This is a genomic window from Fructilactobacillus sp. X3R2C1 (assembly GCF_059901235.1).
Genome location: NZ_JBWXVA010000001.1, coordinates 222,855 through 246,709 on the forward strand (window position 1 = coordinate 222,855; position 23,855 = coordinate 246,709).

Sequence of the window (23,855 nt, forward strand, 5' to 3'; positions counted from 1 at the left end):
AATCGATCTTACGATTTTGAAAGTAACCTTACAGTTTGTTATTTTTCAATTGTTAAGTCAGAAAAAGTTAATTTAACGGTAGTGACGCGTTCATTAGAAGTCACCATAATTTTAATATTCAATTCATCACAGATTGTTTTAGTTAAATATAAACCCATCCCTGTCGAAGACTGCCGTGTTCTCCCGTTAGTTCCCGTAAAACCAGGTTCAAAAATTCGTGACAACTCACTTTGACGGATTGGAACTCCACTATCTTGAACACTAAGGGTAGTTCCCTTCCAATTCACATGAATTACAGTTTTTTTCGAAGCATACTTTAATCCATTATAAATTACCTGTTTTAACACAAAAGAAAGCCATTTCTTATCAGTTAAAACTTTAATGTTATCAACTTCAATTTTTGGAGTGATTTGTTTTTCGATGAAAAAAATCGAATACTCTTTTACAACCTGCTGAATCATTAAATTTAAATCATACGACTCAAACTTTAAGTCATGATTAAAACTATTCAATCGCTCATAAGTTAATAGGTTATCAAGTTCATTTTGCATTAACGCCACTTGTTTGACGACGTCATCACTATCAACCTTAGCGGATTGTTCTGCCAAAATACTAATCCCGGCAATTGGAAGCTTCATTTCGTGACTCCACATCATCAGATAATCCTGATTATTCTTCTCACGCTGTCTAATTTTATTTTCCAACCTAGTGACATTATCAATTTGTTTATTAAAATTCATCTGTGTCACCCTAAGTAGTGGATCAGATTTGGAGAACTCGTTAATTTTTCTACTAGAAAAATCCTTTTGGGTCTTAGAAATTTTGTGATCCATCTTAACAATTTGATACAAAATAATAAAAACGACGGGTATCCACGTAAACCTGATCAAATCTTTACAAACTTCCATTGGAAACTTGTAAAGCAAACATAACGCTAACATGAAACTAAGCGTGATCAAGTAAACTAATACAATTGGAGTTTGTTGTAAGAATAATTGAATCCAATATTTAATCTTATTCATCAGAAATTAACCTATATCCGCGTTTTCGTTCGGTTACAATTCGATCATTCAGACCAACCTTGTTTAGTTTGCCTCTTAAACGACTAATATTTACTCCAAGAACGTCCAAATCAATGAACGACCCACCTTCCCACAATAGACGCATTAATTTCTTTTTCGAGACTAGACTATTGACATTTAATATAAGGATGCGTAAAACGTAGGCTTCAGTTGGGGTTAACTTAACCGCATCTTTACCGTCACTGAATTCATTTGTTAGAAAGTTCAGTTTAAAGTCTTCGTATTCTAAATAGTTTTCGTTGGGTTGGTTATTCTTAGTACGACGCAACATCGCACTAATTTTAGAACTCAATACGTTAGTGGAAAACGGTTTAGTAATGTAATCATCAGCACCAGCGGAAATGGCACGAACTGCGTTTGGGTCCATTTCTGCAGACGAAAGAAAAATAATGGGGACATTTGATTTTTTGCGGATTTTTTCAGTCCAATAAAATCCATCATAAATTGGCAAGGTAATATCCATTAGAACTAAATCAGCCTTTACCTCACTGAACTCATCTAGTATGTGTTCCCAATCTTTTGCCACCGTTACTATGTACTTCCATTTCTTAAGTTCACTAACAACCGCTTTCGCAATTGTCTGATCATCTTCAACTAAAAATATTCGTGTCATTTCTACCCTCCTACTATATTTTCTTAATCTTTTCTTAGTTTACACTATCAATAATTAGTTTTCATCCACAAAAAAGAAGCCAGCATGACTGACTTCTCTAAAAAGTTTAGATTATCAACGATCAGTAACCAGCTTATATCCCCGCATTGGTACCGTCTTAATTTTTCCCTTTAGTCCAACTTGATCTAACTTGCGTCGAAGTAAACTAATGTCATCTTCAATGGCATCCTCATCAATAAAACTTCCGTTCGCCCACAGAAACGTCATCAATTCCTTTTTGGACACTAACTTATTCTTATGCTCAATGAAAAGGACCATTAGTGAAGTCTCCGTTGAAGTTAGCTTAATCGACTGTGTATTACTGCTTAGTTCTCCCACTGCCGGATTTAAAGTGAACCCATCAAAACTAAATCCATTACTTTTATCTACCAAATTCTCATCTCCGATTTTATTTATTAAAATTGTCACAAAAAAAGGAAGCTACCGAGTAGCCTCCTTTTAGAGCTTATTAATCGTTGTCGTCCAAATCGTCGACAACCTTTTTATAATCTTTCATAAATTTATCATAAGCAGCAGAATCGAACTTGTCGAACTTACCAACTTCATGAAGGGTGCGTTTAATTTCATGAATGGCACGGTGTTCTTCTAACCAACGATGAACTTTGTGGCCCTCTTGTGATTCAGTGCCTTCCTTGTCCAAAGTTTTTTGTAGTTCGTTCATAATTTCTGAAATCTTATCTAATGCTTTTGTTTCTTTACTTTCGTCTGACATAACAATCTCTCCCTCTTTATTTAAGTATGACATCATTATATCTTGAAACATCAAGGGTTCAAACCAATATGCTCAAGGGTTTAAGAAAGTTATAAGAGTTCTTCTTGATTCTTGTGTCGCTGGACGTACTGAAGGATGTAAACGGCCAAGATAACCAAAACGGCACCAAGAACTTCAATCCAACTGATGTGCGTGTGTAAAAAGATCACACTCAAGATAAAGGTTGCTACCGGTTGAATGGCATCTAGTAGACTAATAACTTCTGATGAAGTAAAGCGGGAAGCATAGATCAATGATGAGAATGTGAGCAGGGTTCCAAAGAGGATGATCCCACAAACACCAAGCACTCCACCCATTCCTAGGTGGGGCACGTTGGTCCAAACGGGATGATTGATGTTAAAGGCTAAACTGGCAATCAGAGTTCCCCAACCAAGAACCACGATTGGTGAGTTGTCGTGAGCCAGTGGCCTTGGAAGCACCACGTACAAAGCAGCAGTGATTCCAGAAATGATCCCCCAGAAAAACGAGTCAAAGGGAATGGATAATTGAGAAAGGTCCCCCTTAGTAATTGAAAGGAAAACTCCAGCTAGTGCCAAAATAAAGACCACGATGTCCATCTTCATGGGCTTTTTGTGCATGAACAGAAAACCACCCAGTAGGATGAATAGTGGCGACAGGTACTGCAAAATCGTGGTGGCAGCGGCGTTTCCAGTCTGGATACTAACGTAGAAACTTCCCATGTTGGCAGCCAAACCGAACAAACCGTATAAAACTAGCCACATGATTGATTTCCATGAACGGAAAACACTAAAAATGCCTTTTCCGTAAATAATGGCACTGACTAGTAATAATACAATGGCAGCCCCGGTAGTTCGTGCTGACAAGAACCACGCAGCTGGAATCCCAACGTTTTGTGAAACGTACTGCGTAATAACGCCAGCAACACCCCATGAAGTTGAAGCAAACGCCGCTAAACTAATTCCTTTAACGGTGTTGCTCATCTTACCCGTTTTACTTTTCATATTCTCTCCTCACAGTCTACTCTTGATCTAAATGTGACTTTGCCTCATCAATCAACTTCAAATCAACGTAATCATTTAAAAAACGTTCCATCGGTGTGTACAAATGTCGTTTTTTAAAAGATACACTAAAATCCGCCACAATGGCAACCCTTAATTTATTTTCCGTCAAAAAAACCTGACCAATGCGCTGAAAATGTCCCTTAGTATGTTTCCCGATCCGCCAAGTATGAAGTTTAAAATTACCCTGCTCATCCCTCTTAATTACGTAATTACCGGAGTCATCCAGTTTAACTGGAACCCCGGTAAAACGAATTACTTTATATTTATCTGCCATGATCTCGGCTAAAGCTTCTGTTGTTTAATATTGCGACGCTTGGAATCCTGCAAGATGTAGATGGCAAGAATTACCAAGGCGGATCCGACAATTTCCATTAAACTAATCTTGGTGTGTAAGAAGATGACACTCAAGATGAAGGTCACTACTGGTTGAACGGCATCAACTAAACTAACGTCTTCAGATGAAGCAAAGTGTAAACTGTGAAGCAAACATGCAAATGGGATTACGGTTCCAATGATAACAATGGCACCAATCCCAATGATCGCACCCATCGTTAAGTGAGGTACACCAACCCAAACTGGTTGATGAATGTTAAAGACTAATCCGGCAATCAAGGTTCCCCATCCAAGGACGACAATTGGTGAATTTTCTTCCATTAATGGCCGAGGGATGACAACGTAGCATGCGGCCGTGATTCCTGAAACAATTCCCCAAAGTAACGCTGGCAGCGGAATAGCTAACTGATTAATGTCACCCTTGGTAATTGCCAAAAACACCCCGACAAGTGCCAACAGGAACACGATTAAATCAATCTTATAGGGACGTTTATGAAAGAACAAAAAGCCCCCTAAAAGGATGAACAGTGGTGATAAATACTGCAAGATGGTTGCTGATGCTGCGTTTCCGTCCTGAACACTAAGGTAAAACGACATCAGGTTGGCACCTAAGCCAATGATTCCATATGCCACAATACAAATAATCGATTTCCAGTCCTTAAAAACATGGAAGATTTTTTTCCCATACATAATCGAACCAATTGCTAAAAGTAGAATCCCGGAAAAAATAGTTCTGACGGACAAGAACCATGAAGCTGGAATAGCGGCATTTTGTGAGACAAACTGCAAAACAACCCCAGAAATACCCCAAAAAGTGGATGCAAGGGTTGCCCAAGCAATGCCTTTTAATACTTTACTTTTTCCAATGCTAGTCTTTTCTTCACTCATATTTTCACCCTAACTCGGCATAAACCGATTTATTTTTTTACACATCAATTTAATAGTTTAATTTTAGGCGTAAAGAACAGGGCGGTCAATAGTCCATGTCATTTTATCTAACATAAAAAAGCGAAACCAGTTTTACCTGGTTTCGCTTTTAAATTAAAAACTAATCTTCGTTTTTATCTCGTTTAAATCTCATTGGTTGATACGTTAACCGAATGGCAGCTGGTAACAGGATTGGCAAGATGATTACTAAGATAATTAAACCAATGATAACCCCGATTGCAACCTGAATCAGTGTCAAAATTCCTGATGGAATCAGTGCGGCAAACGTACCACCTAAAATCACAGCAGCAGATAATACCACTACTCCAATATAGTTGGCCGAATTAACGATTCGTTTCGCAGGCGTTCCGTCTTTGGTTTCTCGGTACCTCATCATCAAGAAGATACTGTAATCAACCCCCAACGCAATCAACATGATAAAGGTAAAGAACGGCGTGTTCCAAGTCAACATGCTCTGTCCGAGGAAAATATCCGAGAAGATCCGTGTCAACGTCAACGAAGTGAAGTACGTCAAAATTAATGTTCCTTCAATATAAAGTGGTTGTAGAATTGAACGGGTTACAAACATCAGTGCAATCAGGATGCCGACTAACATGATGACAGCCGTTCTGAAGAAGTCTTGTGAGGCAATATCATGGGTGTCAGACATGGTTGCTGTCTCTCCCCCAATTGCAACGGTTGCATCATTTAAACTAGTTCCCTTCAGTGACTGTTTAACTTGATTTTGAACATCCTTAACCAAGTTCATCGACTTAGCGTTTGATGGGTTATCTTTTAAGACAAAGGTGATGCTTGTAATCTTGTCATTAGAAGAAACGTAGTTGTTTAAGGCTTGCTTGAAAGTATCACTTTGAAGCACCTGGTTAGGAATGTAGAACGTGTTCGCAGCCGCAGCTGAGTTCTGTAAGCCGGTCAAGTATTCATTTGACTGTTGCATGCCCTTATTAATCTTACTTAGGCCATCATTTGCTTGCGACAATTGGGCTTGAACACCCTGGAGTTGTTGCCCCATCGCCTGAGCATTTGCACCAATGTTTTGAGTATCTGAGGCAATCCCGGCCAATTCATTTTGAAGACCTGACATAGAAGCGGCCTGTTGCATTTGTACCTTGGAACTAACACTTTGAAGACCGGAAGCAACAATTTGTAACTGCTGGGGACTCATTGGTGACCCCATAGCGGTGGCTTGTTGTTGCATCTGGGCGATGACTTGCTGACCCGAAGTTTGACCAGGAGCGGTACTTGCTCCACTAGCGCCTTGAATGGTCTTTAAATGATCTCCAATTGATTGTGCCGAAGCCCCAATTGCCTTTAGTTGATCGGCATTAAATGAACCACTGTTAGCCCCACTCTGAAGTTGGGTTAAACCAGCATTAGCCTGTTGCATCTTGCTGTTCAAAGTCCCCAGCTGATCGTTTAAGTAGAGTTGGTTAATTGGTTCGCCACTTGGCTGGGTGACCGAAGCAACCGTCTTAATTTCCTTATTTTTCTCCAATTGACGAGTAATCCGATCAATTTCCATCATTGACTTCTCGTTATTGACCTTGTGTTTGGATTGAATATAAATCGTTGACGGTTCAGCAGTCCCCTTTGAGAAATGCTTGGATACCGTATTTAATCCTTGTTTTGAAGGCAATGAATTACTTAATTCAACCGAATTATCGTAGTTCAAGCTGCTCTTTCCCGCAAAGAAAATCAACGGCAAAGTCAAAACTAGAACTAAGGCAATCGCCATCACCGGATGTGCAATTGAATGACTGGACAAGAAGTACCAGATTCGACTACCCCGTTTCTTTGGTGACAGATTCTTAGCTGGCCAGTACATGGTCTTACCAAGGAGCGCCATAAAGAACGGATTTAATGAGAGAAGTACCAGTAATAGTACCACCACTCCGATGGCAACTGCCACTCCAGATTGGTAAATTGAGAACTTGGCTAGTCCAAGGGCAAAGAAACCGATTAGGACAGAACCACCACTGTAGAGAATGGTCTTACCGGCTCGTCTTCTGGCATCGACCGTCGCCTCAACTTTGTCCATTCCTTGTCCCAGATTATCCTTAAACCGGTCGTACAGCAGGATATTGTAGTCAGTCCCGATTCCAAACAGCACTACCACCATGAAGACCTGGGTAAAGTTTGAGAGTGGAAAGCCCATATACTTCGCCAAATTCATGACGACACTCAAAGAGACAATGAAAGAAACTCCCACGGTCAAAAGTGAAATCAACGGAACGATTGGAGATTTAAAGACAATGATCAACACAATCAAAATGAAGACTGCCGCAATGATTTCGGTTTGCTTGATTCCATCAATCATTGACTGCCGCATGTCGTCATCTAAGACATCAGATCCCGTCACGTACGACTTCAAGTTCGCCGTTTTCGCACCCTTTTTGAGTTTGTTGTTCATCGTTTCAACCGAGTCCTTTTTAGAAACATTCAGTTGAACTAATTCGGTCGTACCGTCCTTTGAAATCAGTTGTTTCTTGGCGGCGGCATTCTCGTTTGCTGAGGTAACACCCTTAATTCCATAGTAATCGGCATCATTTTTTAGCTTCGAAACGGTTCGATCGATGTTAGCCTGTTTACTAGCATTAATGCGTTTATTGCCGTTGTTATATACCAGTACAACTTGTCTGGTATCGCTAATGTGATGGCCCCAATGCTTTTGAATATTTTCAGCAACCTGACTCTGCATGTTAGCTGGAATCTTAGTTTGTCCATGTTGTGCAGTTACCTGTGAAATGCTAGGCAAAAAGAAAATGGCAGCTAAAACAGCAAGAACCCAAAATATCGCAAAAAATATGTATTTTTTGACGAACCTGTTCATCAAACTCCTCCTCAATGCTTAATATTTTACTTAAAACATTAATTCATTCATAACGCTTCCAATTATACAAAATTGATCACAAACAAGCAATCCGCCAAAAGCAGTTCAATCAAAAAAGCACCAACCAATTAGTCAGTGCTGAAGTGATGCTTTTCTGGGTCTGATTGCCAAGATAAAAACGGTACTCAAGACCAAAATGCCACCAATGATTTCATAGATATTGAAACTGGTATGTAAGAAAGCCACGGTTCCAATCGTTGCCGACAAAGGTTCAAACGTATCTAGTAGTCCAGCAGTCGTAGCGGACACGTACCTTAAACTCGATGTGAAGCATAGAAATGACAACATTGTGCCAAAAAGCACAATGAAGGCCACTCCCAAAATGCCACCAAGAGAAAGCTTGGGAACATCCACCCAAAAGGGATGAACGCAGGTGAAGATCACTCCACCAACGATCATTGCCCATCCAATGATGACAAACGTGCTGAACTTTTCCTGGAGTTTGACCGGCAGCATGGTCTGAAGCGCGCCAGCAAAAGCCAGGCAAAGGCCAAGCGTAAACGCTTTAGGACTCATTGCGAGGTGGGTCAAATCTCCCTTTGTTACCAGTAACCACGTTCCAAGTAGGGCTACCACTACGGCAACCCCCTGCTGAATCGTTGGCGCTTTTTTGTACACAATCACCGTCAAAATCATAATGATGACCGTTCCAAGGCTCTGCATGATAGTTGAAGTTGCCGCATTACTGGCTCTCGTTGTCAGTAAGTATAGGTACTGAACGGCCGATAAACCAAAAATCGCATAACAGAGCAGGATGACCCAGCTATATCCGGTGTGCCAAATCTTTAAAATCCTATTTCTTTGAACAAACTTTGTAAATAAAAGAATTAAGATGCCGGCAACCGACATCTTAACTCCCATTAACCATTCCGTTGAAAAATTCTTATCTTGAAACAAGAACTGCGAAACAGGTCCTTGAATTCCCCACATGATGGCTCCAGCAATTGCTAGGATGACACCAATGTAAGTTTTACTTTTCTTCAATATTTGTGCCCCATTTGCTTATCTTCGTAACCATTTGGATGCTTAGTCTTCCAGGTCCAAGCGGTTTTAATGATTTCTTCAACGTTATCAAACTGTGGTTTCCAACCAAGAACTTCTCTCGCCTTGTCAGAGTTAGCAATCAAGGTATCAGGATCGCCACCACGTCTTGCGTCAATTTCAACCGTAATCTTCTTACCAGTAACCTTTCGAGCGGCATCAACGATCTGTTTATTGGAAAAACCAGTTGATGAGCCAAGGTTAAAGATGTTACTTGGATTACCCTTTTCCAAATACTTCATGGCTAAAATATGAGCGTCCGCTAAATCAAGGACGTGCACGTAATCACGAACGTTGGTCCCGTCTGGCGTGTCATAGTCATCCCCAAAAATCTTCATGGTATCCTGCTGACCTGCAGCCACCTTTAAGACGATGGGAATTAAATGGGTTTCTGGATGATGATCCTCCCCAATGGAACCGTCTTCCTTTGCACCAGCGGCGTTGAAGTATCTAAGAGCAACAAACTTAATGCCGTAAGATTCATCAACCCACTTCATAATGTGCTCCATGATTAACTTGCTTTCACCATAAGGGTTGATGGGGTCTTTTCGATCCTTTTCATAGATTGGAATTCGCTCTGGATTACCATAGGTAGCAGCGGTGGAAGAAAAGACCAAGTACTTAATTCCGGCTTTCTTCATTGACTCCAACAGCTTAATCATCCCAATCACGTTGTTATCAAAATACTTCAAAGGATCCTTCATTGATTCGGGAACCAGTGAGAAAGCATCCATGTGGATTACAGCATCGATATTTTCCTTAGCGAAAACGTCATCCAAAAAGTCAGAATCACGAGTATCCCCCTCATAAAACTTTGCTTTAGGATTAACGGCCTTGCGGTGTCCCGTTGACAAATTATCAACCACTACAACATCGTAACCTTTATTAATTAATTGATCGACCATGTGTGAGCCAATGTATCCAGCTCCTCCAGCAACTAATACAGCCATCTTAATTACCTCCTATTTATCTAATAAATCATCATATTGAGTATTTTTTTCGAAAAATTTAACGGCAAAGGAACAAACTGGTTTGATTAAATCATGGTTTTCTTTGGCGTAATCAATCATTACCATAATTAACTTTCCAGCTAAACCCTGGCCACGATAACTGGGGTTCACAAATGTTTCGTTAATGGAGACTATTCCATTATCTTCAGTAAAAGTAACTTCAGCAATTAAATCACCATGGACATCGTTAGCATAGAAACGGCCTGGTTCATAATCAAATTTCATTTGTCTCACCACCTTAGCGTAAGTATATCACAGTCTTGACATCAATATAAAGGCGCTTACATTGACGGAGTGTCGGACTTTAATTATAATCCATATTAGAAGTTACAATTCAAACTATTCGACGTGGAAAAATTATTTCCAGGAGGAAAATTATGAGTGCAACAGATACTAAACAGGAATATGATAACTGGGTTTCTCAAGAAGATATGCCGGCAGAATTAAAAATCGATTTGGCCAAAATGAGAAACGATTCGGAACAAATTGAAGACGCTTTTGGGTCATCACTTTCATTTGGAACGGCCGGAATGCGTGGAACGCTCGGTGCTGGAACGAACCGGATGAACGTTTATACCGTTAGACAGGCCACTGAGGGTCTCGCCCAACTGATGGACACCCTTGATCCTGAGGTAAAAAAGCGTGGGGTTGTTATTAGTTTTGATCCCCGATACAACTCGCAACTCTTTGCTCACGAAGCGGCTCGGGTACTTGGTGCTCATGGCATCAAGACGTTTGTTTTTGATGACATTCGCCCAACTCCAGAACTTTCGTTTGCTGTGCGTCACTTACACACTTACGCCGGAATCATGATTACCGCTAGTCACAATCCAAAACAATACAATGGTTACAAAATTTACGGTGAAGATGGTGGCCAAATGCCACCCAAAGAATCCGATCTAATAACTACTTACATCCGCAAGGTCAACGACCTCTTCAAAATTCCAGTTTCAGAGGAAAAGGACCTTAGAAAGGATGGGCTCATGAGTATCGTTGGTGAAAACGTCGACGTTCCTTATCTAGAAGCCGTTCAAACGGTCAACGTGAACCATGACCTGATTAATAAGGTAGGAAAAGACCTGAAGTTTGTCTACACCCCCCTTCATGGAACTGGTAAAATTGTTGCTAGACGGGCACTCTCAGACGCTGGGTTCAAGAACTATGACGCGGTTGTTGAACAAACCATCGCCGACCCTGAATTTCCTACTACACCATTTCCTAATCCAGAATTCCCGCAAACCTTCGATCTTGCCATCAAATTGGGTAAAAAAGAAGATGCGGACGTTCTGATTGCGACCGACCCTGACGCTGACCGTTTGGGAGCCGCCGTTAGACAACCCGACGGTGAGTACAAACTCATGACTGGAAACCAAATTGCCAGTGTTCTTTTAAATTATATTCTTCAAGCCAAAAAAGACGCTGGTACCCTTCCAAAGGATGGAGTAGTGGTCAAATCAATCGTTTCAACTGAACTCGCCACCGATATTGCCAAGAATTACGGGATTGAGATGAAGAACGTCCTAACCGGGTTCAAGTTTATTGCGGAACAAATCAAAAACTTTGAACAAAATCACGATCATACCTTCCTCTTTGGATTTGAAGAAAGCTACGGTTATCTTATCAAACCGTTTGTAAGAGATAAGGACGCCATTCAGTCGACCCTACTGCTTGCTGAAGTTGCTGCTTACTACCGGGAAAAGGGGATGACCCTGTACGACGGTCTTCAGGATATCTACAAGAAGTACGGTTACTTTAGAGAAAAGACCATCTCCAAAGAATTCGATGGTCTAGAGGGTAAATCCAAGATGGCCGCAATCATGAAAGACTTTAGAGACCATCCCATGACAACATTCAATGGCGCCAAGGTGATTAAGCTTGAAGACTTCCAGACTTCCACCACGACGATGGCTGATGGTTCAACCCAAAAGATTGAGTTACCACAATCGAACGTTTTAAAGTATTGGCTTGATGATGGGACTTGGCTTGCAATTCGTCCTTCTGGAACTGAACCCAAGATCAAGTTTTACATCGGTGTTAAAGCTGATACAGCAAAGGCAGCTGATCAAAAACTCGAGAGCTACACTCAAGCCGTTGACGATGAACTATTAAATAAATAATTTTAAGCAAACAAAAACTGGACTCGTTTGAGTCCAGTTTTTTGATACTTTCATTTAGTTACTGGTTCATCAGCATTAACAAGTGCGACCGTGTACACTTTTTCAACTTTAAATTCCTTAATGGCCTTCTCACTACGCCAGAACATCTGGATCGCAGCATGACCAGTTGTTCCCTGACGCATATCACGCCGCATTCCCGTAACATAATCAGAAACATACGTAATCATCTTAATCAACTGCGCAATTAAGGAGGCCAACTTTGATTTTTTGGGTGCGTCCATTCTCTTTAACAATTTAATCGAATAAGCGCATTTTTCAAGCAAGTTATCGTCATTGACTAGGTCACCAATCGCAAACGCAAATGAATTCTCAACGGTGTAACCATCACCACGATAATGAACTAACCCGGAGTTATCTTTAAAACTATTAACAACCGTTTCAAGGTATTTTCCTTCGTTATCAATGAATTGAACGTTATCGGCCAGTTTCGAATCCGAAAGGCTCGGGGTCTCCTTATCCGTCAAATTACTAAACCAACTTTTTAAGCTCAAATTGCCAACCCCTTTCTGATGTTTGGTTTGTGAATTATTACTTTCATTATATCATTAGCTGTAAGCGCTTACCAATAGTAACTTTCTCTCGGTAAAATCATTGGTTTGTTAATTCCTGCTTACATAACCAATTAACAATGATGTATCATTATTATCATAATGATAAATTAAGGAGTGAATCACATGAAAATTGGAGTATTAGGCGCCGGCCATATGGGCAGCGCCATCATTAAAGGACTTGTCAACAAATATAACGCGAGTGACATTTTAGTAAAGGGACATCACGTAACCAACGAGCTCAAAAACTTCTCAAAAGACCTTGGCTTCACAATTGTCACCGATGATTTTCCAAGTGACTTAAACGTCCTATTTGTAACAACTCCCGCACCAATCACAGTGGCAGTGCTGAAGAACACCAAATTGCCAGACCAAACTGTGATCGTTTCAGCGGCCCAGGGGGTTAGTGAACAAGCCATTAATGACGTGCACCAAAACAACTCAGTGGTTTGTATCGTACCTAACATCCCGGTTGCCGTGAACGCCGGTTGCATCGCCGTTGGTAAATCTAAGAATGCTAATGAAGCAGACGTTAAGTCGGCTTTAGATGTTGTCACTAACCTAGGAACGCTCATTAAGACCAGTAACCAAAACCTTGGCATCGTGGGAACGGTTGCTGGATGTGGCCCAGCTTTTGTCGACGTCTTCATGGACGCCTTAGCTGACGCCGCCGTTCAAAATGGCCTTGACCGTGAGACCGCCTTTAAGGTCGCTGCAAGTATGGTTCAAGGCAGTGGCAAATTAGCACTCGATACTGGCATTTCACCGGCAACTTTGAAAGACCAAGTTACCTCACCTGGTGGTTCTACCATTCGTGGGGTGGTTGCTTTAGACGCCACCGGCTTTAGAAATGCCGTCAACAAGGCGGTTAACGACGCCAACAAATAAAATACGGTAATAGAGGAAATTATTTGGATTCAAAAGTAAGCTTAAAAACCAAAATCGCGATCCTTGCCACCGCGTTACTATCATTTTGTGGAATTCTATTAGAAACTTCAATGAACGTTACGTTTCCAGAACTCTCACAAATTTTTCACATTTCGTTAAACTTAGTTCAGTGGATTTCAACTGGATACCTACTAGTCGTTACCATTACCATGGCAACGACGGCATACCTTTTAAAGAAATTCCCACTAAAAAACATTTTCGTCTTTGCGGTCACCGCGTTTATCCTTGGTGATATTTTGTGTGCGGTCGCACCCAACTTCTGGCTCCTATTAGTCGGACGACTAATTCAAGCAGCTGCCACCGGAATCTCACTTCCGATGATGTATCAAATCATTTTTGCTGAAGTACCCCGACCAAAAATCGGCTTTTATACTGGAATTGCTTCAATGGTTATCTCACTAGCTCCCGCACTGGGACCAACTTACGGGGGAACGCTATCATCACTACTTTCATGGCGTTACATCTTCATCGTGGCTTTCCCAATCGTCCTAATTACCCTGTTTATCGGACTTAAGAGCATTGATCTTAAAGCACCGGGAATCTCCAAACGATTTGATTTCGTTAGCTTTGCCCTCTTGATCGTGACCCTATTTTCATTTGTTTGGGGTGCTAACCAGTTTGGCGTCAAGGGTGCAACGTTTATGAGTGGCCTCATTCCCATCGTCATTGGATTAATCACCCTGGTCTTATTTATCTACCTCAATGGTCATGGTGATTCACAGCTAATGTCGCTTCACCCACTCAAGATCCCCACGGTTTCACTGAACGCCGTGAACTACTTCTTGTTGATGTTCATTAATATTGGGGCGTCATTCGTAATTCCAATTTACGCTGAAACGGTTCTTCATACCAGTGCCATGGTTGCCGGACTGATCCTGCTTCCAGGTTCAATCATTGGTGGACTCATTTCGCCATTTGCGGGAGGCGCTTATGACCGGTTCGGAGCCTTTAAACCAATCATGATTGGGATGGTTCTGCTGTCAATCGCCACGTTCTTGTTTAGTTCCATGACCGCGGCCTTCACGGTGGTCGTGTTGACGCTGTTATTCGCACTTTTACGAATTGGATTTAACTGCGCGTTCTCCTGTACCATTACCAACGCTCAAGAAACCGCTCCACAATCTGATTCAGCCGACGTGAACTCGTTATTCAACATGCTCCAACAATACGCTGGTTCAATCGGTACCAGTGTCCTGGCAACGATTTACGCCTTTAACCAGAACCAGGCTCACAGTGCTGCCCAATACGTCTCAAAGACGGTCATGGGTGGTCACATGGACTTCTTACTCCTGTTCGTACTGGCCGTTTTCGGCTTAATCCTTGCACTAGTTAACTGGACCATTCAAAGAAATCACCTCGCCAAAAATGCATAACAATCAAGCAATTAAGAAACTTGCTCCCAACCTTCACCATTTAACTACGGAACAGGAACAATTAATTCATCAAATTGAACAATTTATTAAGCAAAGAATCGATCAAAAACAACCGTCCATTTTCACGATCTTTGGAGATGCTGGAACGGGTAAAAGTGTCATTTTAAGTCAACTCTTTTTCAACATTCAACAAGCCGCAAAGAAAAAAGGCAAGCTTCATGACACTAAGAACTACTTCTTAGTTAACCATCCAGAAATTTTGAAGGTTTACAAACAAATTGCTGGATCCGAGGATAACGTTTTAAAAAAGAACTTTATGCGTCCCACCTCATTTATTAACCAAATGCACAAGCGAAACGAACGTGCTGACGTGGTGATTGTTGATGAGGCCCATCTTCTACTGTCTTCACCGGACCACTACAATAATTTCTATCAGGAGAACCAGTTAGAGGAAATCATTAAGTCAAGCAAGGTCATCATCGCCGTTTTTGATATGAATCAGGTACTACGGACCAAGTGTTACTGGGACAAACAACGTTTAAACAAACTACTTGAGCCCTACTATCACGAAAGCTATCAACTGACCCATCAGTTTCGCATGACCGCTAAACCAGACCTTGTTCATTGGATCAATGAATTTACGGCGGGCAAGTTGTTGCCAATCCCCAAGGACGCCGATACTGGTTACGACTTTCAAATCTTTGATGACGCTGAAAAAATGCGTCAAGCGATTGTGAAGAAAAACGATGAGGTGGGCTTATCCCGAATTGTTTCGACCACCGGCTATCCATCAACTTTAGATGGCGGAAAACATTACATCAAAGAACTTGGTGGTTTCAAAATGCCGTGGGATCAGTACAATTACACCAGTACTCCGTGGGCGGAAATTCCTCAAACCATCAATGAAGTTGGCTCCATTTACACCTGTCAGGGATTTGATTTGAACTACGTTGGCATTATTTTAGGTCCGCCAATCTATCTTGACCCTAAAGATCACCGCGTAAAGGTTGACTTAAAAAAGCAAACCGATGTTGAAAGCAAAAAACACCGAAAAGACATCACAGATCCGAAAAAATTTGCACAAATAAGGCGGCAAATCATCCTGAACTCCGTGAACGTGTTGATGAAGCGCGGTGTCTTTGGGACTTTCATCTTTGCTCACGACCCGAAACTTAGAGAAGCATTGATGAAATCATTTCAAAAGATCAACCACTAAGTAAGTTCCATTTTAAAGATAATTAAGCCAAAAGGCCCCATAATGTTCGTATTTTGGGACCTTTTTGGTTGTCCTGATAAAAAAATTTACTTTTGTGTAACAAAATGTGCCATCAGTGCTAGTAATTTCCTTTCAATGCGTATAATCTAGTCATAACCCCAAAATACATTTCTTGGAGCTTATGATAAGGAGGACAATTTAATGGGATCAATCATTCAATTCAAAGACGTAGAAAAGTACTACGGCAAATTTCACGCGTTAACCAACATTAACCTTGATATTCACGAAGGTGAAAACGTTGTGTTAATCGGACCATCTGGATCGGGTAAATCAACTTTACTTAGAACCATTAATGGACTAGAGACCATTCAACAGGGACAACTCATTGTTGACGGCAAAGATCTGTCAAGCAACAAAACCAACCTTAATAAACTTAGAACTGACGTTGGGATGGTCTTTCAACATTTCAACCTTTACAACAACAAAACCATCACCGAAAACATCACGTTGGCTCCACGAATCGTCTTAAAACGTCCTCAAGCTGAAAACGAAAAGGTAGCAAAAAAACTACTTGAACGAGTTAACCTACCGGAACAAGGAGCCAAATACCCAGCTCAATTATCTGGTGGTCAACAACAACGAATTGCCATTGCGCGTTCATTAGCAATGAATCCTAAGGTGTTGCTGTTTGACGAACCAACCTCTGCCCTTGATCCCGAGATGGTCGGAAGTGTGTTAGACATCATGCAAGACATTGCTAACACATCTGACATGACGACCCTCGTTGTTACTCATGAAATGGGCTTTGCCAGATCCGTTGCTGATCGCGTTATTTTCATGGCTGACGGGAAAATCTTGGAAAATTCTAAAACCGATGAATTTTTCGATCACCCTAAGACCGAACGAGCTCGCAAATTCCTATCACAAGTTGAACATAAATAAAAAGTGAGGTAGATTCCATGAGTAAATTTAAGTTAAAACGAGTGGGTTTGATTGCCTCCGTCATCCTAATTGTCATAATCATTGGCGGCATCTTTACTGGTCTTGATGCTAAGAAACACCAATCGGTCGCAACCAATGACTACGCCAGGATCAAGGACAGCCATGTCATGCACTGGGGAGTTAAAGGTGATACCAGACTATTTGGCTTAATCAGTCCCAAGACCGGTCAAAGTGAAGGATTTGATGTCGACATGGCACGCGCCGTCACCGCCCAAATGGCCAAGGACGCCGGAACGAAAATCAAGCCCGAATTCACTTCGGTCACCACTAACTCTAAAATCCAATTACTAAAAAACAATCAGGTTGAAGCAGTAGCCGCAACGATGACCATCACACCCGAGAGAGCCAAAGTGATTGACTTTACCAAACCGTATTTTCCAGCTGGCCAATCAATTCTGGTTAAAAAAGATTCCCCAATTAAGGACATTTCTCAGTTAAACAATCCTAAATACACCGTGATCACGACGATCGGAACCACTGCGATTCAAACCATGAAACAGTTTGCTCCAAAGGCAAAGGTCATCTCGATGCCAGATAACTCCCAGGCCTTAAGTGCTCTTGAATCTGGTCAGGGAGTGGCCGTGACTACCGATAACGCCATTCTATATGGTCTAGCTGATCAAAATCGTTCCACCAAGGTTGTTGGAAAACCATTCACTAATCAACCCTACGGACTAGCAATGAACAAGCACCAACCTGAACTGAAGGCCGCCATGGATAAAGCTTTAGAACAAGTCATTTCCGACGGAACTTACAACAAGTTGATTAAGAAATGGTTCTCAAACGTGCCTGGATTAGATTGGAGGAGTCTTGAAAAATGATAAATATCTTTCTTGAAAATTGGAAAACTCTTCTAGACGGCTTCTGGATTACCATCCTATCCTCAATCATTGGATTAGTTGGATCACTAGTCCTGGGGACCATCTTTGCCCTTCTAGAAATGGCTCCAAATAAATTACTTAAATTCATCGGAAGTGCGTTTGTCGAATTCTTTAGAAACATCCCACTTCTGGTCATCACCTTATTCTTCTACGTGGTGGTCGCCGCTGATTTTCACATTTCTGGATTTTGGTCTGGGACCATTGGATTAATCCTCTATACGTCTGCGTTTATCGCTGAGTGTATTAGAGGTGGCGTTGATTCAGTTGATCCGGGCCAGATGGAAGGTGCCAGAGCGAACGGATTAACGTACACTCAGGCCATGATTCAAGTGGTCTTACCCCAAGGATTCAAGCTAGCCATTCCATCGCTTGGAAACCAGTTCATTAACTTGGTTAAAAACTCATCAATTCTGTCATTTGTGGCCGGATTCGATTTAATGTACCAGGCCAACGTTATCTCTGGTGAAAATCTTGACCCATTTAACACCTACATCATCGTTGGAATTTTGTACCTCATCATCACCGTCTCCGTTTCCAAATGCATGAGCGTGATTGAGCGCAAAGTGAACGGAGGTGTCACACAATGAGTGGAGCATTTAGTTTAATTAACATGCACTATTTACTGGGTGGTCTAGTGGTTACCATTCTGGTATCAGTGATTTCAATTATTATTAGTTTTATCCTAGGAACTCTGATCGGAATTATCCTATTTGAAAAAGTTCCCTACTTTACCAAAACGGTTCGTTTCATTTCCAACACCATCAGGAATCTTCCCTTACTGCTTCTTATCTTCTTCACCTTCTTCGCTTTACCAAAGTTAGGGGTCGAGTTGAATTCCTTTGCGGCCACGGTCGTTGCCATGTCGGTCTTTGAAGCCAGTATGGTTGGCGAGATTATCCGTGGTGGCTTACTCTCAGTTGGAGTTGACCAAGCTGAAGGTGCCCTTTCTACCGGAATGAATAAGGCCCAAACGTTATGGCACATCCTGTTGCCACAGGCCCTAAAGAAGTCCATTCCACCACTGATTTCCCAATTCATTTCACTAGTTAAGGATACTTCGTTAGCAACCGCCATTGTCCTTCCAGAACTAACCTTTAGGTCTCAGGTCATCTACGGTCAGAACCCTAATTACATGATCCCGATGTTTGTCACGATTGCCATTATGTACTTCATTATTAACTACGGACTCTCCTTACTTGCAAAATGGTTCGACAAAAGAATGGTCTAGCATGCACAAATTGCTTCCCTTTCCCTTGATTTTGAGCTATGTTGGATGAGGGCATATGGGAGGTTAATGCATGTTGACAAACAAAATTAAAATCACAGCAACAATGACGAGTAAGAATCAAATTACGATTCCAAAAACCGTCCGTGACATTCTCAATCTTAAGCAAAACGACCAACTGGAATTTACAATTCAAAAAGATGGTTCGGTAACAATGGCACCTAAAGAATCCTTTGAAGGGTTTTGGAAAATCGTTGAAGATCAGGAAAAGAAATACGGTAACGTTAGCAGTTCGGAACAAGATTGGGGCCCTGATCAGGGGTCGGAGGTTATCGATTAATGAATTATAAACAAGGTGAGATTTACTTCGTTAATCTTGAACCGGCACTTGGCACCGAAACCAAGAAAAAACGTCCGTGTCTGGTGGTTAGTAACAATCACTATAATCATCTAATGAACACGGTGATTGTAATTCCAATCAGTTCTTCCGCTAAGTATCTGGAAGAAAAGAAGTACGTGAAATCACCACTATACTTTCAGGTTAATAACAAAAACGTTCACGGGACTGCCATGCTTCAGCACGTCCGAACCGTGGACATGGAAGTTCGAAGTGAAACCAAGTTGGTCGCGAAGTTAGACGATCGGGACATGCGGAAAATTACTAATAACATTAAACAGTTCTTTTAAAAGGTACGAAAAAGAGGTCACACGAAGGTGTGACCTCTTTTTTATATGGATCCCTTTCTGGTCAATTGACTAGAAAAGAAGACACCGAGCTTAATTGCATGATAACGACTCCACAAAAGTCACATACAATTGGATAACTCTAATGCAACTTCATTTTTATTATAGCAATCAATTCGTCAATTTAGAATAAACCATGTTTTTTATTTATTCTAGATGATATAAAAAGCAGCAGACAATTTTGTCTACTGCTTTCTTGTATTAATAAGTCATATGCAGATGGCATAGGTTGCAAAAATAAATATGTGGCTCAATTTTATTTTCGAATAGACAATTGGTACAACAACATTTAACTCCCATCATCTAATGAAATGATTGTTTCTCATGAATTTAATCGATAATCTTAATTAAAGACATTTAAGTAATTAATTAAGGAGAGCAACAATCATGAAAACCAAAGAACTTGTTTATGACGCACTATTTGCCGCAATCGTCGTTGTGTTAGGCCTCTTTCCACCGCTGACACTGCCGTTTATCCCAGTTCCAATTACGCTACAAAGTATGGGCATCATGCTTCAGGGAAGTTTTCTAGGTAAGAAAAACGGCTTTCTAAGTGCCCTACTGGTAGTTATCCTGGTCTTAATTGGACTGCCAGTCCTTTCAGGTGGACGTGGCGGCTTAGGGATTTTAGCGGGTCCGACCGGTGGTTACTTCATCATTTGGCCCATTGCCGCCTTTCTTATTGGCTTCCTAGTTGAAAAATTGTGGAAGAAGATTAATTTCTGGAAGTACTTCATCGCTAATGTCATCGGTGGTATGATTCTGATTGATGTTTTTGGGGCCCTGTACCTTTCAATGATTGCCCACATGTCAGTAACGGCCTCACTAGTTTCAAACTTAGCCTTCATCCCTGGTGATATCATCAAAGCCGTGATCGTTAGTTTAATCTGTGCTTCCACCAAGAAAATTAGTCTGGTGTCACAACTCAAACATGAATAATTTTATCTTTGGCACATACGCAAACAATCATTCCTTCATGCAACAATTAGATCCGCGAACCAAGCTCATTTTCATTACGCTCATCACGATCACTTTCATGTGGTCAACCACGACCATTCAAATTGGAACTGGTGCTTTAGGACTAATTGGACTGTATCACCTGGCACACATCAAAGTAAGCATGGCACTTAGTTCCATCAAGCCCATTTTGTTCATTTTAGTGTTTATTTTAATTTATCATGGAATTTTTCCAACCAATCACGACTTGGATATTAATCAGATTAACGTTGGTGGTTGGCTTTATGGAAGCCAAATTTGCGTTAAAATCATTCTCCTACTTCTACTGGCCGCCCTTTTATCGTTTACGACCAGTCCATCCGATTTATCGCAGGCAATCTCACGACTACTGAGACCATTAACTTATCTGCATCTACCTGTATCTGAGTTTTCGTTAATGATTACTCTCACTCTGCAGTTTATTCCCATCATTTTAGGTGAACTAAACGACCTGAAAGTTGCCCAAACCAGCCGTGGGGTTGACTTTACTTCATCAAAATTGACCAAGAAAATCAAACTCCACGTTCAACTCATTATTCCACTGTTGTACGCGGTCACAAACCACGCTAATAAGCTAGCCAATACTTTAGATGCCCGTGGCTACGTCCCTAACTCCCAAACGACTAGGTATCACGAAACCAAGTTTGGTATCCAAGACATCATCTTTGGCGGCGGGGTCATCATCTACTTAGCTTTAACTCTTACTTTAAGGTCATTTTAAAACTATCTTGAATCATCTTTTGGACCTGTTTTGAATCAACTTCACCAATCACAACCGTAATCCAGTGCTCCTTGTTCATGTGATAAGCCGGTAGATAGCCCTTAGACTGCTTTAAAATTCCGGCAACATCTGGATCCACTTTCACGTCTAAGACATCGATCTCATCGGTTCCATTTAAGCCTAATTTGTTTTCAGGCACGTTCATGACCAGGCCAAACCACTTCTGGTCATCTTTGTGACGAAATGCCAAGTACTTTGGATATTCTTTAAAGGGCCGGTCTGGTTCCACGTCAAACTGCTTTTTAATGTATTTAACGACATCATCACGATTATTCATTTTAATTCCCTAATCCATTCTTGACCTGATATTCATGACTAAATTCAGAAACAGCTTTCATAGCGTTCACCACATCTATCGGAGTTACCGATACTGGTAAATTAGCCATGGTATCATTTGGATCACATGCTTGAGTGGCTGCCTTCATTAACTCTTCATCACTAGCTTTCCCTAACTTCAGATCCGCTAACGTCGTTGGTAAGCCAAACTCAAGATCAAATTTCAAATACTTCTCAAATTGACGGTGATCAGAACCAGTCAGAACCAACTCACATAGGGTTCCAAAGGCGACCTTCTGTCCGTGAGATAACTGGTCAATCTCACCACTTAAAGCCGTAAAGCCATTATAAATGGCGTGAGCAGCTGCTAATCCACCACTTTCAAAACCAATTCCACTAAGAAGCGTGTTGGCTTCAGCGACTTTATCAAGTTCGGAAGTAGCCGATCCAACCACGTTTGAAGCCACTGCTAAACTGCCATATTTAAACAACGTTTGTTCACACATTTGTCCAATCGCTTCGCCAGCAAGGGTGGATTTTCCACCTAGCATGTTCGTCCCGTTCGACTTGCGGGTATCTGTCGCCTCAATGTTAGTCGCCATGGCATCAGCCATTCCTGAAATCAGAAACTTGACTGGCGCCTGACTAATCACCTTGGTATCAAGAATCACCATGTCGGGATTCTTCTTATAAAAACGATAGTGGTCAAATTGACCACTGTCAGTGTAAATTACCGATAACCGTGAACATGGCGCATCCGTCGAGGCAATCGTTGGGGCAATCACTACGGTTGTGTTCAAGTTGTCAGCAATCGCTTTGGCACTATCGGACACCTTGCCACCGCCCAGACCAATGACAATGTCATCATCGTTATTTTGCCCAATCTTAGTGACCCGATCAATCTCACTTTCAGATGATTCCCCGGCAAAATCAACGACGGTTACTTCAAAGTCATGTTGTTTCAAGTAATCAGCAAAGTCATTTCCAACCATTCTTAGTGCCGTCCCACTTGATAGAAGTAGCACCTTTTTCCCAAACTTACCAATTCGGTCCGCACTGTTCATTAATACATCTGAACCTTGGACATAATTACTAGGACTTGCATATAATTCAACCATTTTTTACTCCTCCTTTAAACTGTCATAATTATATTATTCACAAATTAAGAAGTAAACCATTTGAAAAAGGCATAAGAAAAAGCCGAGACGCTTGTCCCGACTTTTTAGACTTGTTCATCTAAACTATTAAAATACTCAACCTTGATATCTTTATCAGTAATAATAAGCTTAGTGATACTACCGTTCTTAGCTGGTTCACCAATATCAAGCGCTGGATTATACCGATCAACAATGGAGCGAATGGTCATCCCATGAGAAACGATCAGGATCTTGTCACCATCCTTGGTGTTTTTTCGGATTCGATCAATTCCACGGTCAACTCGCTTCCAAAAAGTCTTGTTGTCCTCCGCATTATTGTACAAATCGGCTCTGGCAATCAAATCACGAGCCTTTTCAAGACCAAAGTTTTTGAGAACCCCGGCTTCAGAAGTCGTCTTGACCTGTTCACCAACAAATTGCCACATCTGCTCCAAGTTTTCACCCTCAAAGTAGCCGTGGAACTGTTCCCGTAATTCGGGGAACTGATAACTAATGATGTTGATGTTATTGTTGTTGGCTTGCAAAATATGGTGGGCGGTTTGAATGGCTCGACCAGAATCACTACTAAAGGCCGCATCAAAATTGATGTCTTTCAATCGTTCACCAGCGTTATCGGCGTCCTCAAGTCCCTTTTTGGTCAAAGGTGAATCAATCCAACCTTGTACCTTGTTATAAAGATTCATATAAGTTTGTCCGTGTCGTACTAAGTATGCAGTTACTTTCATAATTTATTACCTCACTCGTTTCCTTAACTCTAACC

27 protein-coding genes are annotated in these 23,855 nt (G+C 41.3%); 12 read left to right on the forward strand and 15 right to left on the reverse strand.

The window, feature by feature from the left end; all coding sequences use genetic code 11:
- Positions 1–38: 38 nt before the first annotated feature.
- From AC6UDB_RS01205 to AC6UDB_RS01255, 11 genes are all read right to left on the reverse strand, one after another.
- Complete coding sequence (locus tag AC6UDB_RS01205) at positions 39–1,022, reverse strand: sensor histidine kinase (protein ID WP_500708919.1); 984 nt, start codon at positions 1,020–1,022, stop codon at positions 39–41.
- A complete protein-coding gene (locus tag AC6UDB_RS01210) occupies positions 1,015–1,695 on the reverse strand; it encodes a response regulator transcription factor (protein ID WP_500708920.1) in 681 nt (226 codons plus the stop codon). The genes AC6UDB_RS01205 and AC6UDB_RS01210 overlap by 8 nt, the downstream gene beginning before the upstream one ends.
- A gap of 114 nt (positions 1,696–1,809) precedes the next feature.
- Entirely contained in the window at positions 1,810–2,127 is a 318-nt protein-coding gene (locus tag AC6UDB_RS01215; RefSeq protein ID WP_500708921.1) for a winged helix-turn-helix domain-containing protein, read from the reverse strand.
- Positions 2,128–2,203: 76 nt separating this feature from the next.
- Entirely contained in the window at positions 2,204–2,467 is a 264-nt protein-coding gene (locus tag AC6UDB_RS01220) for a hypothetical protein (RefSeq protein ID WP_500693395.1), read from the reverse strand.
- A gap of 89 nt (positions 2,468–2,556) precedes the next feature.
- The gene (locus tag AC6UDB_RS01225) at positions 2,557–3,489 is read right to left on the reverse strand and encodes a DMT family transporter (protein WP_500693394.1); all 933 of its coding nucleotides are present in this window, start codon (positions 3,487–3,489) and stop codon (positions 2,557–2,559) included.
- A 16-nt stretch (positions 3,490–3,505) separates the two neighbouring features.
- On the reverse strand, positions 3,506–3,823 hold the full coding sequence (locus tag AC6UDB_RS01230; RefSeq protein ID WP_500708407.1) for a DUF7671 family protein: 318 nt from the start codon (positions 3,821–3,823) through the stop codon (positions 3,506–3,508).
- Between the two features lie 8 nt (positions 3,824–3,831).
- Entirely contained in the window at positions 3,832–4,770 is a 939-nt protein-coding gene (locus tag AC6UDB_RS01235) for a DMT family transporter (protein WP_500693392.1), read from the reverse strand.
- 160 nt (positions 4,771–4,930) lie between these two features.
- Positions 4,931–7,660 carry an MMPL family transporter gene (locus tag AC6UDB_RS01240; protein ID WP_500708922.1) on the reverse strand — a complete coding sequence of 910 codons (2,730 nt, stop codon included), beginning with the start codon at positions 7,658–7,660 and terminating at the stop codon, positions 4,931–4,933.
- A 132-nt stretch (positions 7,661–7,792) separates the two neighbouring features.
- Positions 7,793–8,704 carry a DMT family transporter gene (locus AC6UDB_RS01245; protein ID WP_500708923.1) on the reverse strand — a complete coding sequence of 304 codons (912 nt, stop codon included), beginning with the start codon at positions 8,702–8,704 and terminating at the stop codon, positions 7,793–7,795.
- On the reverse strand, positions 8,701–9,711 hold the full coding sequence (galE, locus tag AC6UDB_RS01250; RefSeq protein ID WP_500708924.1) for a UDP-glucose 4-epimerase GalE: 1,011 nt from the start codon (positions 9,709–9,711) through the stop codon (positions 8,701–8,703). Before galE ends, AC6UDB_RS01245 begins: the two co-directional genes overlap by 4 nt.
- A 12-nt stretch (positions 9,712–9,723) precedes the next feature.
- On the reverse strand, positions 9,724–9,996 hold the full coding sequence (locus AC6UDB_RS01255) for a GNAT family N-acetyltransferase (protein ID WP_500693388.1): 273 nt from the start codon (positions 9,994–9,996) through the stop codon (positions 9,724–9,726).
- Positions 9,997–10,148: 152 nt separating this feature from the next.
- Between AC6UDB_RS01255 and AC6UDB_RS01260 the strand changes: the two genes are divergently transcribed.
- Positions 10,149–11,888: a phospho-sugar mutase gene (locus tag AC6UDB_RS01260; RefSeq protein WP_500693387.1), complete on the forward strand. Its 1,740-nt coding sequence runs from the start codon at positions 10,149–10,151 to the stop codon at positions 11,886–11,888.
- Between the two features lie 50 nt (positions 11,889–11,938).
- On the opposite strand, the gene AC6UDB_RS01265 is transcribed toward AC6UDB_RS01260, so the two are convergent.
- A complete protein-coding gene (locus AC6UDB_RS01265; RefSeq protein ID WP_500693386.1) occupies positions 11,939–12,439 on the reverse strand; it encodes a hypothetical protein in 501 nt (166 codons plus the stop codon).
- 183 nt (positions 12,440–12,622) lie between these two features.
- On the opposite strand from AC6UDB_RS01265, the gene AC6UDB_RS01270 reads away from it, so the two are divergent.
- From AC6UDB_RS01270 to AC6UDB_RS01320, 11 genes are all read left to right on the forward strand, one after another.
- The gene (locus AC6UDB_RS01270) at positions 12,623–13,384 is read left to right on the forward strand and encodes a pyrroline-5-carboxylate reductase family protein (RefSeq protein ID WP_500695373.1); all 762 of its coding nucleotides are present in this window, start codon (positions 12,623–12,625) and stop codon (positions 13,382–13,384) included.
- 23 nt (positions 13,385–13,407) lie between these two features.
- Positions 13,408–14,817, forward strand: a complete 1,410-nt coding sequence (locus tag AC6UDB_RS01275; RefSeq protein ID WP_500708925.1) for an MFS transporter — start codon at positions 13,408–13,410, stop codon at positions 14,815–14,817.
- Positions 14,810–16,033 (forward strand): DUF2075 domain-containing protein, encoded by a 1,224-nt coding sequence (locus AC6UDB_RS01280; RefSeq protein ID WP_500708926.1) that lies wholly within the window; start codon positions 14,810–14,812, stop codon positions 16,031–16,033. Before AC6UDB_RS01275 ends, AC6UDB_RS01280 begins: the two co-directional genes overlap by 8 nt.
- Positions 16,034–16,234: 201 nt before the next feature.
- Positions 16,235–16,975: an amino acid ABC transporter ATP-binding protein gene (locus AC6UDB_RS01285; protein ID WP_500695375.1), complete on the forward strand. Its 741-nt coding sequence runs from the start codon at positions 16,235–16,237 to the stop codon at positions 16,973–16,975.
- Between the two features lie 17 nt (positions 16,976–16,992).
- The gene (locus AC6UDB_RS01290; protein WP_500708927.1) at positions 16,993–17,856 is read left to right on the forward strand and encodes a transporter substrate-binding domain-containing protein; all 864 of its coding nucleotides are present in this window, start codon (positions 16,993–16,995) and stop codon (positions 17,854–17,856) included.
- Entirely contained in the window at positions 17,853–18,503 is a 651-nt protein-coding gene (locus AC6UDB_RS01295) for an amino acid ABC transporter permease (protein ID WP_500693380.1), read from the forward strand. Before AC6UDB_RS01290 ends, AC6UDB_RS01295 begins: the two co-directional genes overlap by 4 nt.
- A complete protein-coding gene (locus AC6UDB_RS01300; protein ID WP_500693379.1) occupies positions 18,500–19,144 on the forward strand; it encodes an amino acid ABC transporter permease in 645 nt (214 codons plus the stop codon). The genes AC6UDB_RS01295 and AC6UDB_RS01300 overlap by 4 nt, the downstream gene beginning before the upstream one ends.
- A 70-nt stretch (positions 19,145–19,214) precedes the next feature.
- Positions 19,215–19,481, forward strand: a complete 267-nt coding sequence (locus tag AC6UDB_RS01305) for an AbrB/MazE/SpoVT family DNA-binding domain-containing protein (protein ID WP_500693378.1) — start codon at positions 19,215–19,217, stop codon at positions 19,479–19,481.
- Positions 19,481–19,828 carry a type II toxin-antitoxin system PemK/MazF family toxin gene (locus AC6UDB_RS01310; RefSeq protein WP_500693377.1) on the forward strand — a complete coding sequence of 116 codons (348 nt, stop codon included), beginning with the start codon at positions 19,481–19,483 and terminating at the stop codon, positions 19,826–19,828. The genes AC6UDB_RS01305 and AC6UDB_RS01310 overlap by 1 nt, the downstream gene beginning before the upstream one ends.
- Before the next feature lie 444 nt (positions 19,829–20,272).
- The gene (locus AC6UDB_RS01315) at positions 20,273–20,824 is read left to right on the forward strand and encodes a biotin transporter BioY (RefSeq protein ID WP_500708928.1); all 552 of its coding nucleotides are present in this window, start codon (positions 20,273–20,275) and stop codon (positions 20,822–20,824) included.
- Complete coding sequence (locus AC6UDB_RS01320; RefSeq protein WP_500708929.1) at positions 20,817–21,602, forward strand: energy-coupling factor transporter transmembrane component T family protein; 786 nt, start codon at positions 20,817–20,819, stop codon at positions 21,600–21,602. Before AC6UDB_RS01315 ends, AC6UDB_RS01320 begins: the two co-directional genes overlap by 8 nt.
- Here AC6UDB_RS01320 and AC6UDB_RS01325 read toward each other — a convergent pair.
- The 3 genes from AC6UDB_RS01325 to AC6UDB_RS01335 form a co-directional block, all read right to left on the reverse strand.
- Positions 21,583–21,939, reverse strand: a complete 357-nt coding sequence (locus AC6UDB_RS01325) for an MmcQ/YjbR family DNA-binding protein (protein ID WP_500708930.1) — start codon at positions 21,937–21,939, stop codon at positions 21,583–21,585. The genes AC6UDB_RS01320 and AC6UDB_RS01325 overlap by 20 nt on opposite strands.
- Position 21,940: 1 nt before the next feature.
- A complete protein-coding gene (locus tag AC6UDB_RS01330) occupies positions 21,941–23,056 on the reverse strand; it encodes a glycerol dehydrogenase (RefSeq protein ID WP_500708931.1) in 1,116 nt (371 codons plus the stop codon).
- Between the two features lie 104 nt (positions 23,057–23,160).
- Positions 23,161–23,820, reverse strand: coding sequence for a histidine phosphatase family protein (locus AC6UDB_RS01335; RefSeq protein WP_500693372.1), 660 nt, complete (start codon positions 23,818–23,820; stop codon positions 23,161–23,163).
- Positions 23,821–23,855: the final 35 nt, after the last annotated feature.